13 protein-coding genes are annotated in these 15,378 nt (G+C 45.0%); 2 read left to right on the top strand and 11 right to left on the bottom strand.

The window, feature by feature from the left end:
• Positions 1 to 23: 23 nt before the first annotated feature.
• From lpxD to rpsB, 11 genes are all read right to left on the bottom strand, one after another.
• Complete coding sequence (gene lpxD, locus K0I73_RS06230) at positions 24 to 1,049, bottom strand: UDP-3-O-(3-hydroxymyristoyl)glucosamine N-acyltransferase (RefSeq protein WP_220063627.1); 1,026 nt, start codon at positions 1,047 to 1,049, stop codon at positions 24 to 26.
• 6 nt (positions 1,050 to 1,055) lie between these two features.
• Complete coding sequence (locus K0I73_RS06225; protein ID WP_220064287.1) at positions 1,056 to 1,550, bottom strand: OmpH/Skp family outer membrane protein; 495 nt, start codon at positions 1,548 to 1,550, stop codon at positions 1,056 to 1,058.
• Positions 1,551 to 1,619: 69 nt separating this feature from the next.
• The gene (gene bamA / locus K0I73_RS06220; protein WP_220063626.1) at positions 1,620 to 4,103 is read right to left on the bottom strand and encodes an outer membrane protein assembly factor BamA; all 2,484 of its coding nucleotides are present in this window, start codon (positions 4,101 to 4,103) and stop codon (positions 1,620 to 1,622) included.
• A gap of 31 nt (positions 4,104 to 4,134) precedes the next feature.
• Complete coding sequence (rseP, locus tag K0I73_RS06215; protein ID WP_220063625.1) at positions 4,135 to 5,496, bottom strand: sigma E protease regulator RseP; 1,362 nt, start codon at positions 5,494 to 5,496, stop codon at positions 4,135 to 4,137.
• Between the two features lie 9 nt (positions 5,497 to 5,505).
• Positions 5,506 to 6,702, bottom strand: a complete 1,197-nt coding sequence (ispC, locus tag K0I73_RS06210; protein ID WP_220063624.1) for a 1-deoxy-D-xylulose-5-phosphate reductoisomerase — start codon at positions 6,700 to 6,702, stop codon at positions 5,506 to 5,508.
• Between the two features lie 2 nt (positions 6,703 to 6,704).
• Positions 6,705 to 7,562 (bottom strand): phosphatidate cytidylyltransferase, encoded by an 858-nt coding sequence (locus K0I73_RS06205; RefSeq protein ID WP_220063623.1) that lies wholly within the window; start codon positions 7,560 to 7,562, stop codon positions 6,705 to 6,707.
• Positions 7,563 to 7,580: 18 nt separating this feature from the next.
• A complete protein-coding gene (gene uppS, locus K0I73_RS06200) occupies positions 7,581 to 8,375 on the bottom strand; it encodes a polyprenyl diphosphate synthase (protein ID WP_220063622.1) in 795 nt (264 codons plus the stop codon).
• An 81-nt stretch (positions 8,376 to 8,456) separates the two neighbouring features.
• Positions 8,457 to 9,014, bottom strand: coding sequence for a ribosome recycling factor (frr, locus tag K0I73_RS06195; RefSeq protein WP_220063621.1), 558 nt, complete (start codon positions 9,012 to 9,014; stop codon positions 8,457 to 8,459).
• 48 nt (positions 9,015 to 9,062) lie between these two features.
• A complete protein-coding gene (gene pyrH, locus K0I73_RS06190; protein WP_220063620.1) occupies positions 9,063 to 9,809 on the bottom strand; it encodes a UMP kinase in 747 nt (248 codons plus the stop codon).
• 133 nt (positions 9,810 to 9,942) lie between these two features.
• On the bottom strand, positions 9,943 to 10,791 hold the full coding sequence (tsf, locus tag K0I73_RS06185; RefSeq protein WP_220063619.1) for a translation elongation factor Ts: 849 nt from the start codon (positions 10,789 to 10,791) through the stop codon (positions 9,943 to 9,945).
• Between the two features lie 117 nt (positions 10,792 to 10,908).
• Positions 10,909 to 11,637 carry a 30S ribosomal protein S2 gene (gene rpsB / locus K0I73_RS06180; RefSeq protein WP_220063618.1) on the bottom strand — a complete coding sequence of 243 codons (729 nt, stop codon included), beginning with the start codon at positions 11,635 to 11,637 and terminating at the stop codon, positions 10,909 to 10,911.
• A 277-nt stretch (positions 11,638 to 11,914) separates the two neighbouring features.
• Here rpsB and map point away from each other — a divergent pair, with 277 nt between their 5' ends.
• Together map and glnD are read left to right on the top strand one after the other, a co-directional pair.
• Positions 11,915 to 12,712: a type I methionyl aminopeptidase gene (gene map, locus K0I73_RS06175; protein ID WP_220063617.1), complete on the top strand. Its 798-nt coding sequence runs from the start codon at positions 11,915 to 11,917 to the stop codon at positions 12,710 to 12,712.
• Between the two features lie 78 nt (positions 12,713 to 12,790).
• Positions 12,791 to 15,361 (top strand): bifunctional uridylyltransferase/uridylyl-removing protein GlnD, encoded by a 2,571-nt coding sequence (gene glnD, locus K0I73_RS06170; protein WP_220063616.1) that lies wholly within the window; start codon positions 12,791 to 12,793, stop codon positions 15,359 to 15,361.
• The last annotated feature ends 17 nt before the right edge of the window (positions 15,362 to 15,378 follow it).

The following is a 15,378-nucleotide window of genomic DNA, read 5'->3' as shown; positions in this document are numbered from 1 at the left end:
ACTTCCTTAGCTGCCAAAGGCAGTTAATCATCTGATTTAACGTTTTTTTCAAGCTTCTTAACGCGCTGGAACAACTCATCGAGCTGTCTAAATCTAACCGTATTTCGGCGCCAGACTTTATTTTCCATCGCGACGGTTGCCGAGGAGTATACACCAGGCTCCCGAATAACACTCGTGACGTTTGTTCCACCTGAGACGTGGGTACCATCAGCAATAGATAGATGCCCCGCAACGGCGCTATTACCACCCACGATGCAATACTTGCCTATGGTCACACTGCCAGCAATGGTTGAACTGCCTGCCAATGCGCTATTGGCACCAATAATGACGTTATGGGCAATCTGAACTTGGTTATCAATAATCACACCGTTGTGGATCTCGGTATGCTCGATAGCGCCTCTATCTATGCTAGTACAAGCACCGACTTCGACGTTATCACCGATGCGCACACCACCCGTTTGTGGAATTTTAATCCATTGACCACGCTCATTAGCATAGCCAAAACCGTCAGAACCTATCACGGTACCCGAGTGAATGATACAAGCCTGACCCAAGTGTACATCATGATAGAGGGTGACATTAGCCCATAAAATAGTACCAGAACCAACAATAGAGTCTTGCCCTATCACACAACCCGGACCAACTTGGACATTTTCACCAATTATGACATTTGGACCAACTACCGCATTAGCGCCAATAGCAACGCCTTCTCCTAACGTTGCCGAAGCATCAATTACCGCACTAGGGTGAATCGATTCTGCCGCCTTTGGGGTCGAATCGAGTAACTGAGCGACTCGGGCAAACCCAACATAAGGATCATTGAGAACGATGGCGTTACCCGCATAACTTTCAGCACTCTTAGGCGACAACAATACCGCCGAGGCTGAGGTGCCTTCGAGTTGACTTTCGTACTTAGAATTGGCTAAAAAAGAGATCTCACCGACTTGTGCATTTTCTAAGGTAGCAACACGGTTAATGTTAACCGTGTCATCACCTTGTACTTCAGCATTTAAGTGAGTGGCTATCTCTCTTAATGTGTAGCTTGTCATCAATCGTTAGCCTTTACTCAACGCTTCAACAACTTTGCTGCTGATATCTGAAGTAGGTTTAACGTAAATGACCGCACCACGTTGAAGCACTACGTCATATTGCTCTTTCTCAGCAATAGCACTGATCGCTTTTTGAACTTTAACAAGCAATTTGTTTTGCTCTTCACCGTTACGACGACGCATATCTTCATCCAAAGCCTTACCTTTGAGTTGTAGCTCGGCTTTGATTGATTCCATCTTACGTAACATTTCTGTCTTTTGAGTCTCGCTCATCAGGGCTGCATCACGCTGCTGAGTTTCAAGCATAGTGCGCAGTTCGTCTTGCATCTTTTGCACACCTGCAACACGGTCACCGAATTCGGTTTTAAGGGTTTTACTTACTTCTTCACGCTGAGGTAGTTGCTCAAACACCGCTTGCATATCAACAACGGCAATTTTCTCAGCTTGCGCAGCAATTGGTGCACCTAAAAGAACCAAAACCATCATTGCGCGATTAAACATCTTATTCAAAATAAACTCCTTATTGTCAGCAAAACTTGCCGAATACTTTTTATTTAAATTAGTTCTACTTTAGAAAGTTTTACCAATGTTGAACGAGAAGATCTCGGTATCGTCATCTTCATATTTTTTGATTGGCCATGCAAGACTAAATACCATAGGTCCCATCGGCGACAACCATTGTACACTCATCCCCGCAGATGCACGGATACGCCCTGGATCTGAGTAATCTTCTAGCTTAGCAAACTGCTCTGCTGGCAAGAATTTATATGAGTCATAATCAAACTCAGTATCCCACACGTTACCCGCATCGACGAAGAAACTGGTGCGCACAGAGTTGGTATATGCCTCATCCAAAAACGGTGTAGGTACAATCATTTCTATCGTTGCTGTCGCAATAGCATTACCACCAATAGAGCGTCCATCACTTACCGTTACACGATTAGGATCGCCTGGAAGCGAACAACCATCACCCGATGGATCAGGTGAGCAAGGTTCACTACCACGATACAAGTAGAATGAACGTGGACCGACTGAATTAGACTTAAAGCCACGTAATGAGCTGCTACCACCTGAGTAGTAGTTTTCCCAGAAGGGTAGAATTTGATCATTACTATCAAATTGACCGTAACCGTTACCGTAACCTAAACGCGCTTTAGTCAAGAATACAAAGCTGTGACTTCGGGTAATTGGCCAGTAAAAACTGGTATCGAAATCAGTCTTAAAATATTGTAGATCGGAACCTGGCACAGTCATCTTGCCGCTTAGACGTTGCGATGAACCATCTGTTGGGAAAGTGCCTCGGTTTAACGTACTGCGGTACCAACCGAGATTTAACTCAAAGTTATCGAATGCGAGATCGGCGTTTGGATCATTTGCATCACGGTAGATGTTATAGAAGCGCAGCGCCTGTTCATAAGCTGAAATCTCTGAGATTTCGTTATGACGATAGCCTACACCACCGTTAATACGATTGTATTCATTGATCGGGAAACCCGAATTCAATGTAACACCGTACGAGCTATTTTTATAACGCTCTAAGTTGGCCTCATTCGCATCAAACTCGCTCCAGAAAACACTCCCACCTAAACTGACACCATCTTTAGTAAAGTAGGGATCGGTATAAGAAACATTGACGTTTTTAGAGTATTTGTTGGTATTGAGGTTTATCCCAGCCTGATTACCCGTGCCTAGGAAGTTACTCTGCTGAACACCAAACTGCAGACTAAGGCCAGATTCGGTACCGTAACCTACGCCGGCGTTAAATGAACCAGAAGGCTGCTCTTTAACATTAAATGCGACATCAACGAGATCATCAGTACCTGGCACTTGCACAGTTTGAGTATCAACCGTTTCAAAATAACCTAGGCGATTAAGACGTGACTTTGATTGCTCAACCTGAGCCGAATTTAACCAAGCGCCTTCCATCTGACGGAGTTCTCGGCGTAATACTTCATCTTTGGTGACTTGGTTACCCGTGAAGTTAATACTACGTACATAAACCCGCTTACCTGGTTTAATATTGACGTTAAGCGTGACCTCTTTGGTCTCATCGTCAATTTCTGGGTAGGTTTTCACTTCCGGATAAGCATAACCGAAGCGGCCCAGATATTTACCATACATCTCTTCGGTAAAGGTTACATCGCCACCATTATAGGTATCGCCGACCTTGATAGGCAAAATCGCCTGCATCACCTCTTCACGCCCCATCAGATCACCAGTAAGATTAACATCTTTAACCTTGTACTGCTCACCCTCATCGACGTTAATCGTGATATAGAGTCCTTTACGATCTGGAGTCATTGCTACCTGAGTAGAGGCAACATCGAATCGAATATAACCACGGTTATGATAGAAGGTTTTGATGGTCTCGAGATCGGCTTGTAGCTTCTGCTTTTGATAACGACGCTCACCAAAAAGATCCCACCATGCGACATAATCTTTAAGTTCAAGCATGCCGATCAACTCTGCATCGGTAAATACAGTATTACCCACCACGTTGATTTGACGGATCTCTGCGGCTAAACCTTCGGTGAACTTAAACTTAAGCTCGACACGGTTTCTCGGCAGATTAATCACCTGCGCTTCAACCTTAGCGCCATATTTACCGACACCATAGTAGAAATCTTGTAAGCTCTTCTCGATACCGCTTAGCATGGTGCGGTCCAAAGATTCACCGACTTTTACATCACTACCGTCGAGGCTTTCTTGTAACTGCTCATCCTTAATATCTTTGTTACCTTCGAAAGAGACAACGCTGATAGTTGGACGCTCTTTTACTGTCACCACAAGCACACTACCGTCTCGGGCAACTTCAATATGTTCGAAGTTAGTCGACGAATATAAGCTCTTAATCGCTTGCTGCAAACGCGTTTCGTCAACGGTATCTCCCACCTTAATGGGGATATTTAACAAGGCGGCACCAAGCGCAACACGTTGCAAGCCCTGCACTTGGATATCTGTGACTTCAAATGGCTGGAATGTCTCTGCCCAACCGTTCCCTGATAAAGACGCACCGACTAATAACATCGAGGCAAAAATTTTATTCAATCTCATAGAGCACTTCTAATTATGTGTGTGTCCTTGCTCAGAGTCGGGAAAAATCATTGAAAAGGGCGATACTCATCAACATTAGCAGCATAGCTGCCCCAAATCTGAATCCAATTTCCTGTACCTTTTCTGGTACAGGCCTGCCTGTGATCACTTCGATGAAGTAATATAACAGATGCCCACCATCTAGCACGGGTAAAGGCAATAAATTAATAATGCCTAAATTTACGCTAATTAATGCCAGGAATCCTAAAAAATAAACTAATCCGTAGTTAGCACTGCTTCCTGCACCTTGTGCAATAGAGATAGGGCCACTGAGATTTTTAACTGACACATCGCCAGTAAACAATTTGCCAATCATCTTAATGCTGACTGACACAAGTTGCCACGTTTTATCTGCAGCAACCACAAAAGATTCGCCAAAGCCATATTCTAACTGAAGACGCATCTCTTCAGGCCAAGGCGCTTGAGTTGGCGCAACACCAATAACCCCCTCGACACTGCCATTATCCAAGGTTCGCGCTTTCGGGGTAACACTTAGTTTAAGCTGCTCGCCATTTCGCTTTACAGTAATGCTTACCGTTTTATTGGCCGACGCTTTTATCTGCTCAACAAAACCATCCCAATCACTGTAGGAACTGCCGTTAATAGCGACTATGGTATCGCCAACCCTTACGCCAGCCGCATGAGCAGCACCATCATCACTGACCAAAGCTAATGTGGGCGTGATCTCGGGGCGATAGATATCCAAACCTAATGAGGTTATCGGTGATTGCTTCTCTGGATCAAACTTCCAGTTGCGGGTATCAAGCTTATAACTCCGCTCTTCGCCCATAACGCCGGATAACGGCGCTAACGTCATCGATATCTGTTCATCACCGATGTGACCAACTAAAGCGTACGTCACCTCTTCCCAATTACGCACACTTTGGTCACCAACGGCGATGATCTGCATCGGCCGATTAACCTGGATAACCGCAGCAGGCGTATCGGCTTGAGTAGACTCAATCACAGGCTTTAATGACGGCACGCCGATAAGATACATGATGTACAGCGCAAAAATAGCAAAGATGAAGTTTGCCATAGGGCCAGCGCCGACAATGGCGATACGTTGCCATACCGATTTACGATTAAAGGCTTGTGATTTTAACGCTTGCGGCACATCATCGACACGTTCGTCGAGCATCTTAACATAGCCACCTAACGGGATAAGTGCGAGGACATATTCGGTTCCATCACTGCCCACTTTACGCCAGATAGCCTTGCCAAAACCAATCGAGAAACGCTCGACCTTAACGCCGCAACGTCTAGCGACCCAAAAGTGTCCATATTCGTGCGCCGTTATCAGCACACCTAAGGCAATGACAAAAGAACCTAGGTTCCATAAAAAGTCTAGCATTACACTCCTTTACAACGATTGCATGTGCTTAAGATGCTCAGCGGCGACAATGCGTGTTTGACGATCAAGCGCCAAAATATCTTCAATCGTATTTAAGCTCTGTTTAGCCACCTTGAATAAACAGAACTCGTTAATTTTTGCAATATCAGTAAACCGTATCTTACCCGCAAGAAACGCCTCAACGGAAATTTCATTGGCAGCGTTCAGCACTGTGGTCGCCTCCTGCCCCTGTTCACAGGCTTCAATTGCTAATGCAAGACAGGGAAAACGTTCGAAGTCAGGTTCTAGAAAGCTTAACTGTCCGACTTTGAAAAAATCCAAAGGTTCAACGCCAGCAGAAATTCTTTGCGGATAGGCCATACAATGAGCAATAGGGGTACGCATGTCAGGGTTACCCAACTGAGCGACAACAGAGCCATCTTTATATTGCACCATGGAGTGAATAACACTCTGAGGATGCACCACGACCTTAAGTTGCTCTTTACTCGCGTTAAATAACCATCGAGCCTCAATATACTCAAGCCCCTTATTCATCATGCTGGCTGAATCGACCGAAATTTTGCGCCCCATAGACCAATTAGGATGCTTACATGCCTGCTCCGGTGTCATATCCGGTAACAAGGTTAAATCGGTATTTAAGAATGGTCCGCCAGATCCAGTCAATAATATGTGAGAGATTCCCGCCTCAGCCAATTGGCATGCCCCAATCTGCTGCTGGGCCAACTGAGGTAAACATTGAAATATGGCATTATGTTCGCTATCAACAGGTAAAACCTGAGCGCCAGAACGCTGCATCTCATCAATAAATAACCGCCCCGACATCACCAGTGATTCTTTATTGGCTAGCAGTACTCGTTTGCCCGCTTTTACCGCCGCCAGTGTCGATGGTAACCCCGCGGCCCCCACGATTGCAGCCATCACAGTATCAACCTCATTTGAACTGACTAATTCAAGTAGTTCATCTTCGCCTGTTGACACGCGAACATTAAGGTTGGACGGCAGTTGCTGCTGTAAAAGATGAGCTGCGGCCGCATCCACCATATGGACAACTGTCGGTCGATGGGCAATACACAAGGCCAGCATCTTATCGACGCTGGTATTAGCCACTAGTGCATAAACACTATACTCATTGGGGTTACGAGCAATGACACTCAAGGTACTAGCGCCAATGGATCCGGTGGCGCCTAGAATCACCATTTTCTGCATGGTTACATCCAAAATGCGATATAAAGTAACGTAAAGATAGGCAGCGCTGCAGTTAGACTATCGATACGATCTAACACCCCGCCATGACCTGGTAAAATTGTTCCAGAATCTTTAATCTCTGCCACACGCTTAAACATGCTTTCAGATAGATCGCCCACAGCTGAAACCAAAGCGACAAATAGCGTAACAGCGATGATTAGGCCGACTTCTTGTTCTGGCGACACATACATAATGCCCGCAACAACAATCATGGTGGTTAATAGCCCACCAATAAGACCTTCAATGGTTTTAGCAGGACTAACATTGGGCATAAGCTTATGCTTACCTAGTGCCTTACCGGCAAAATAAGCACCAGAATCGGTAGCCCACACAGTTAACATCACCAAGAAAACTAAGGTTCCACCATAATATGGGGTCGCCTCGTTACTTAACGCTTTCAAGGCTATGAGTGCGGTAAAACAAGGAATTAATGTCAACTGTCCAAACATGGACTTAAACATATGGCTTTTGCCCCATAAGGCAGCGCTTTTCGGGAAAGAGAGAACTAATAGTAGTGAAATAGCCCACCAAATGGCACCAATGAGCATAATGGCCATAAATATAGGATGTAGGCTGCCATTCAACCAAATTTGCTCTGTTGGCACCAAGATATTTAGCGCAACCAGCAATACTCCTATCGTAAAGGTAAAGCTCCACTGGGTAATATTGCAGCGCTTATCAATGATGCGCCCCCACTCTTTACCAGCGATTAAAAAGACCGCAACCAAGGCCCATGAAAAATACTCCACAGGGAAAAAGAATATGGCCCCCATGACCAAGGGGATTAACCATACTGCTGTTATTATTCTATGTTTTAGCAAAACTTTCCCTCTTATTATTTAGCATTCAGCCTGTAATGTCTCAATTTGAGATCCCGTTAATCCAAAACGGCGCTGGCGTGTAGCAAATACGGCTACAGCATCTTTAAAGGCTTGCTCATCAAAATCCGGCCAAAGTACATCAGTAAACACTAACTCTGCGTAAGCGGCCTGCCAGAGCACGAAGTTGCTGATGCGATAATCTCCGCCCGTTCGGATCATTAAATCAACTTCCGACTGATTTTGCATGCATAAATGCTGATTTAACGCCTCTTCAGTGAACTGACTGCTGTTCATTTCACCAGATTCAACCTTTTTGGCTAAGGTTTGCGCCGCCTGCATAATATCCCAACGACCACCATAGTTAGCGGCAACGTTCAAAATTAAACCATCATTATCAGCTGTTTTCGCCATAGCGGCAGCAATTTGCTTTTGTAAACGCTCTGAAAAACGACTGATATCGCCGATAATATTGAGACGAACACCATTCTTGTGCAGCAATTTGAGCTCTCTTTGCAGCACGGTAAAAAACAGTTCCATCAACAAACTGACTTCTTTGTCGGGTCTACGCCAATTCTCACTTGAAAATGCAAACAGTGTTAGTGAGCCTATCCCCATCTCTCGAGCCGTGCTAACCGCACGTCTAACAGCCTTAACCCCAGCTTTGTGTCCAATGACACGAGGCTTACCTTGGGCCTGAGCCCAACGACCATTACCATCCATAATGATCGCAACGTGCTTAGGGATAGATTGCTTGACTAACTCTGAGAGTGCTTCGTTTGAAAGCTCAGAGCTAGTTTGAGATTCGATTGACATCTATTACAACCCTTTAAAATAGCAAACGCCGTGTAGTATACCCCTACACGGCGTGTTAACTCTAGTGACTAAGCAGGGAGATTAGACTTCCATCAACTCTGCTTCTTTTGCAGCCAAAATCTCATCAATCATTTTAACGTGAGCGTCAGTAAACTTCTGAATCTCATCTTCGCTGCGACGAACATCGTCTTCAGTACACTCTTTATCTTTCTCTAACGCTTTTACATCAGAGTTTGCATCACGGCGCACATTACGTACCGCAATACGGCCATTCTCAGCCTCGGCGCGAACCACTTTAATCAAGTCTTTGCGACGCTCTTCAGTCAGGGCTGGCAGAGGAATACGGATCGTCGTACCTGCAGACATTGGATTAAGACCAAGGTCTGAACTCATGATCGCCTTTTCTACCACAGGAATTAGCGTCGAATCAAAAACGGTTACAGCAAGTGTTCTTGAGTCTTCAATTGACACGTTACCCACTTGCTTAAGCGGGGTCATTGAACCGTAGTAAGAAACCTTGATTGAATCGAGTAGGCTTGGGTGAGCACGGCCTGTACGCACTTTAGCCATTTGAGTCTTAGTCGCTTCTACACATTTACCCATGCGAAGTTTCGCATCTGCTTTGATCTCATTAATCACGTTTAATATCCTTTTTGGGTTACTAAGTTTTCGTTAGTACAAACAAATTTATTCGGCTGATTTTGCGCGGCTACTCTTAATCATTGTGCCTTCATGGTCACCCATAATAACACGGCGCAGCGCACCAGGCTTATTCATATTAAATACTAAAATCGGCATATCGTGGTCTCTTGCAAGTGTAAACGCCGCAAGATCCATCACTTTTAATTCTTTGTCGAGTACTTCGTCATAACCCATCTCGTCATATTTGACCGCTTCTGGGTTCTTCACTGGGTCGTCTGAATAGACGCCATCGACTTTAGTGCCTTTAAGTACAACTTCGGCTTCAATTTCAATCCCACGTAAACACGCAGCTGAATCTGTGGTGCAAAATGGATTACCTGTACCCGCCGCAAAAATTACCACACGCCCAGATTTGAGCAAGCTAATCGCTTCAGCCCAATTGTAATCGTCACACACGCCTTTTAGAGGGATTGCAGACATAAGGCGAGCATTAACATAAGCTCGGTGCAATGCATCGCGCATTGCCAAACCATTCATCACGGTTGCTAGCATCCCCATATGGTCGCCTACAACGCGGTTCATACCCGCTTTTGCTAAACCTTCACCACGGAAAAGGTTACCACCACCAATCACAACACCGACTTGAATACCAAGCTCAACCAGCTCTTTAATCTCTTGTGCCATACGATCTAGCACCTTGGGGTCAATGCCAAAGCCCTCTTCGCCCATTAAGGCTTCGCCACTCAATTTGAGAAGAATACGTCGAAAAGCAGGTTTTGGATTTGTGCTCATAGTTATTTATCCTGATAAATGCCGATGGGTAACTTGCCAATTATATCGGAAAAAATGCGTGTTGCGGCAATCTAATTGACATAACAAAACCGCAGCGATTGCTGCGGTTTTGGGTGTATCTAAAAAGCGACGATTAAGCCTTAGAAGCGGCGATTTGTGCTGCAACTTCAGCAGCGAAATCTTCTTCTTTCTTCTCGATACCTTCACCAACTTCTAAACGAATGAAGTTAGTAACTGAAGCACCTTTCTCTTTAAGAATTTCGCCAACAGTTTTCTTAGGTTCCATGATGAAAGCTTGACCAGTAAGAGAAACCTCACCAGTGAACTTCTTCATACGACCAGCAACCATCTTCTCAGCGATCTCTTGAGGCTTGCCTTCATTCATCGCGATTTCGATTTGAACGGCTCTTTCTTTCTCAACAACATCAGCTGGTACGTCTTCAGGATTAACGTATTCAGGCTTAGAAGCAGCAACGTGCATTGCGATGTGCTTTAGTGTTTCTTCGTCAGCTTCACCTGTTACAACAACACCAATACGCTCACCGTGACGGTAGAAAGCAAGTTTGTCGCCATCGATGTACTCAACGCGACGAACGTTGATGTTTTCACCGATCTTAGCAACTAGAGCAACACGAGTTTCTTCAAACTGCGCTTTCAAATCTTCGATAGTCACTTTAGATGCAGCAGCAACGTCTAGTACAGCGTTAGCGAATCCTAGGAAGTTTCCGTCTTTAGCAACGAAGTCAGTTTGACAGTTAACTTCTAAAAGTGCAGTAAAACCAGCGCCCTGCTTGATAAGGATTGTGCCGTCAGCAGCGATGTTACCCGCTTTTTTAGCAGCCTTAGCAGCACCACTCTTACGCATATTTTCAATCGCTAGCTCAATGTCACCATTGGTTTCAGTTAGCGCTTTTTTACAATCCATCATGCCAGCGCCAGTGCGCTCACGTAGTTCTTTAACTTGGGCAGCAGTAATTGCCATTGTTAAATCCTCTATAGAAAACTCTACAAATCAAATGTGAAAAAACAGGGGCCCAAGGCCCCTGTTCACCAATCATACTTCTTGGTTAATAAGGGCGATGAAATTCATCTCGCCTTATTATTCAGCTTCTACGAAACCATCTTGCTCAGCTTGAACAGCTAGGTCTTGACCACGGCCTTCTTTAGCAGCTGCAGCAACTGACTCAGTGTACAGACGGATAGAACGCATAGCATCATCGTTACCAGGAACGATGTAGTTGATGCCGTCTGGAGAAGAGTTAGTATCAACAACAGCAACAACTGGAATACCTAGGTTGTTAGCTTCTTTAATAGCGATATGTTCATGGTCGGCACCGATAACGAAGATCACGTCAGGTAGGCCGCCCATGTTCTTGATACCACCAAGAGACTTCTCTAGTTTATCAAGTTCACGAGTACGCATAAGCGCTTCTTTCTTAGTTAGCTTGTCGAAAGTACCGTCTACAGACTGGCTTTCAAGATCTTTAAGACGCTTGATTGATTGACGAACTGTTTTCCAGTTAGTCAACATACCGCCTAACCAGCGGTTATCAACGTAGTACTGATCACAAGAAATTGCTGCTTCTTTGATAGCTTCGCTTGCAGCGCGCTTAGTACCTACGAAAAGAACTTTACCTTTCTTAGATGCTACGTTGCTGATGAACGCTAGTGCTTCATTGAACATAGGCACAGTGTGCTCTAGGTTAATGATGTGTACACCGTTACGAGCGCCGAAGATGAAAGGCTTCATCTTTGGATTCCAGTAACGAGTTTGGTGACCGAAGTGAACACCAGCCTGAAGCATGTCGCGCATTGAAACTGTAGTCATTTTATTACCTTAAAATTAGGGGTTAGACCTCCACGCATCCCATATCTCCGACCTAAATAGGCACCCCGGAGAACGTGTCGATACGTGTGTGATTTAGTATTTAGTAATTGCCATGTATAATGGCCGCCACATCCACTCTTAAATTCAATGTCAGAAGACAAAGTATCAAGAGTCAAACGTAACGGCGCGCTTTATACCATAATACCAGCGCAAACACAAATTTTTAGCGTAGCAAACGCGCCCAAAATGCAGCTACCAAAACCCAAGAGACAGCTTAATGAGTATAGTGATTAAAACAGCCGAAGAGATTGAAAAAATGCGCGCCGCAGGTAAATTGGCCGCTGACGTACTAGAGATGATAGCCCCTTATGTAAAGGCTGGCGTAACGACTAACGAACTCAACGATATTTGCGCTAAGTACACAGAAGAGCAAGGCGCAATTTCTGCACCTCTTGATTATCATGGCTTTCCAAAATCAATTTGTACCTCTATTAATGAGGTCATTTGTCACGGTATTCCGAGTGACAGAGCATTAAAAGATGGCGATATTATCAACCTCGATATCACGGTCATTAAAGATGGCTACCATGGCGATACTTCTAAGATGTTCTTGATCGGTGATGTCAGTGCCAAAGACAAACGTCTTTGCCGCATAGCCCAAGAAAGTCTTTATGAAGCCATCAAGAAAGTACGTCCAGGTATGAAACTAGGCGAAATTGGTACCATTATCGAAAAATATGTAAAAGGTAAGAAAACAGGCCTTGAAAAATACAGCATAGTTACCGACTATTGTGGCCATGGCATTGGCGCAGGCTTCCATGAAGAGCCGCAGGTTATGCATTATAAAAATAATGATAAGACCCTATTACGCCCAGGTATGTGCTTTACCATTGAACCTATGATCAATGCAGGTCGCCACACTAGCGTATTAGATAAAGATGACAACTGGACTGTCACGACCTCTGACGGTAAAAACTCCGCCCAATGGGAACACACTTTATTGATCACGCCAACGGGCGTTGAAGTATTAACCCTACGCGAAGAGGAAGACTTCCCACGAATCATCAATCATTAACCGTTTACATTCTGTGTTGCGGTAACCCAAGATAGCAGGTACAACTACCTGCTATCTTTATCCCTTTTAAGGACAAGAATGAACACAGCGCTAACAGCAAAGACCGCCTTAAAACAACAAAACCAAGAACTATTAGAGCGATTTAGCGCTGGGGAATCGGTAACTGAGCTGGTCAGTCAGCGCTGTCGATTTGTCGATGAACTCCTTATTAAGCAATGGCAATTACATCAACTCAACGAGCATCCTATCGCCCTCATTGCCGTCGGGGGTTATGGCCGCGGTGAGTTACATCCCCAATCTGACGTCGATCTGTTGTTTCTTATCGACGGCGAACTATCTAAGGCAGGAGAAGTCATTTTAGGAACCTATATTGCGTTCCTTTGGGATGCCGGCTTAGAGGTGGGTCATAGTGTTCGTACCTTAAATGAGACTCTCGATCTTGGGCTTAACGATATTACCATTGCAACCAATTTACTCGAAGCCCGACTATTAAGTGGTCAACCCAGGCTATTTAACCAACTCTATGATGGGGTACGAGAAGCTAATTTCTGGCCTCCTAGCGATTTCTTTGTCGCCAAGCGCGATGAGCAGTTTGCCCGGCATGCAAAGGCCAGCGCATTCGATCTCGAGCCCAACATAAAATCCTGTCCTGGCGGCTTAAGAGATATTCAAACCATTACCTGGGTCGCGATGCGCTATTTCGATGCAAGCTGTGCAGAAGAGCTTCTCACCCACGGCTTTTTAGAAAAAAATGAATTGGATGAACTGCTAGAGTGTCAAGATTATCTCTGGCGACTACGCTTTGCGTTGCACCTGATCTCTGGTCGTGATGAAAACCGCTTGCTGTTTGATCTTCAGCGCCAAGTCGCAGAGCTACTTGGCTACAAAGATGAAACCCAACTCGCGGTCGAACAGATGATGAAACGCTACTATCGCACGGTACGTCGTGTGATGGAGTTAAACCAGATGCTGCTGCAACTGTTTAAACGGGCCACATTGGGCCACACCAAAGCGTTAGAAATTAAAAAGATAGATGAAAACTATCAGCGCCGCGGTATATTTATCGAGCTGCTCACCCCCGATCTTTTTGATGATCCTGCAGAGTTGATGGGGCTATTCTTACAAGTCGCCCGTAACTCGAATGTCAAAGCGATTTACGCACCGACCTTACGAAGTCTGCGCCGAGCGCGCCGTTCACAAATACAACCTTTAATGGAAAATGAACGTTGTCGAGCGGTATTTCTACAGATCTTGCGTCACCCTCGCGGCATCGCATCCTTATCGTTAATGCATAGCCACGGCATGTTATCAGCCTATATGCCTGCTTGGCGTAATATTGAAGGCCAAATGCAGTTTGATCTCTTTCATGCTTACACAGTAGATGAACATACCCATAGATTGCTGTTAAACATTGATCGTTTCTCACAAACGGAGCAAAAAGAGGAGTTTCCATTAGGCGCAGTGCTGATTAATCAGTTACCGAAAAAAGGACTCTTAGTACTAGCGGCCATTTTTCACGATATAGGCAAGGGACGCGGCGGCGATCACAGCAAGCTAGGTGCGGTCGATGCTCAAGCATTTTGCGATCTACACGGCTTAAATAAACACGATGGTCGCTTAGTCAGTTGGTTGGTAGAAAACCACTTAGTGATGTCAGTTACCGCTCAGCGCCGTGATATATCAGATCCTGACATCGTCGCCGAATTTGCCGATAAAGTACGTGATGCGGTGCACTTAAGCTATCTCTACTGCTTAACCGTTGCCGACATCTGTGCCACCAACGAGAAAACCTGGAATAACTGGAAAGGCTCGTTGTTGCGCGATCTCTACTTCTCAACCCAAAGGGTACTTGCCAGAGGCAAAGAAAAACCGGTCGATATTAGAGCAAGGGTCAGAGAGCACCAAGGCAAAGCGAAGAAAGAGCTACTAAGACGCGGCATCAAAGAAAAAAGCCTCGACCTTCTATGGCAGCGTTTTAAGGCTGACTATTTCCTGCGCCACCAACCCAATCAAGTTGCCTGGCATGCAGAAGCGATCCTCAAGCATAAGCATGACGAACCGCTTGTGTTAATCTCTAAACATACGACTCGTGGTGGGACAGAGCTCTTCGTTTATAGTCCAGATAAGCCTAAGTTATTCGCGACAGTTATGGCGGTATTGGATAACAAGAATATAAATGTTCATGATGCGAGTATCATGAACTCAAAAGATGGTTACGCACTGGATTCTTTCGTTATTTTGGAGCAAGATGGCAGCCCTGTTTCACAAATATCTCGAATACAAGGATTGAAGAAAGCGGTTGTCAAAGCCTTGAATAGCGATACCGCTAAACTGCCGAAATTTAAGAAACTACCTAGGCAGATGAAACCCTTTCGAGTTCGAACTCAAGTCAGTTTTTTGCCTACACGTAAGCAAGGCACCAGCATGATGGAATTAATCGCCTTAGATTGCCCAGGACTACTGGCTAAAGTGGGTGATATTTTCTATCGTTGTCAGGTGTCGCTGCTAGGGGCGAAAATTACCACTATTGGTGAAAGAGCCGAAGACTTTTTCATGTTACAAACGGCAGATGGACAAGAGTTAAACCAAGTTCAACAAGATGAGCTCAGAGCGGCGCTGGTCCAAGTGCTATCTGAGCCTAATAATTAGATTTAGTCAACATTCAT

It is taken from the genome of Shewanella mesophila (genome assembly GCF_019457515.1).
Lineage (GTDB): Bacteria > Pseudomonadota > Gammaproteobacteria > Enterobacterales > Shewanellaceae > Shewanella > Shewanella mesophila.
The sequence above is the reverse complement of the archived record's forward strand: the minus strand, read 5'-3'. Positions and strand labels throughout refer to the sequence as shown.

What these genes read in the sequence shown, in the direction of transcription:
- lpxD (WP_220063627.1), bottom strand. Translation starts at nt 1,049, where the DNA reads ATGACAAGCTACACATTAAGAGAGATAGCCACTCACTTAAATGCTGAA.
- K0I73_RS06225 (WP_220064287.1), bottom strand. Translation starts at nt 1,550, where the DNA reads ATGTTTAATCGCGCAATGATGGTTTTGGTTCTTTTAGGTGCACCAATT.
- bamA (WP_220063626.1), bottom strand. Translation starts at nt 4,103, where the DNA reads ATGAGATTGAATAAAATTTTTGCCTCGATGTTATTAGTCGGTGCGTCT.
- rseP (WP_220063625.1), bottom strand. Translation starts at nt 5,496, where the DNA reads ATGCTAGACTTTTTATGGAACCTAGGTTCTTTTGTCATTGCCTTAGGT.
- ispC (WP_220063624.1), bottom strand. Translation starts at nt 6,702, where the DNA reads ATGCAGAAAATGGTGATTCTAGGCGCCACCGGATCCATTGGCGCTAGT.
- uppS (WP_220063622.1), bottom strand. Translation starts at nt 8,375, where the DNA reads ATGTCAATCGAATCTCAAACTAGCTCTGAGCTTTCAAACGAAGCACTC.
- pyrH (WP_220063620.1), bottom strand. Translation starts at nt 9,809, where the DNA reads ATGAGCACAAATCCAAAACCTGCTTTTCGACGTATTCTTCTCAAATTG.
- tsf (WP_220063619.1), bottom strand. Translation starts at nt 10,791, where the DNA reads ATGGCAATTACTGCTGCCCAAGTTAAAGAACTACGTGAGCGCACTGGC.
- rpsB (WP_220063618.1), bottom strand. Translation starts at nt 11,637, where the DNA reads ATGACTACAGTTTCAATGCGCGACATGCTTCAGGCTGGTGTTCACTTC.
- map (WP_220063617.1), top strand. Translation starts at nt 11,915, where the DNA reads ATGAGTATAGTGATTAAAACAGCCGAAGAGATTGAAAAAATGCGCGCC.
- glnD (WP_220063616.1), top strand. Translation starts at nt 12,791, where the DNA reads ATGAACACAGCGCTAACAGCAAAGACCGCCTTAAAACAACAAAACCAA.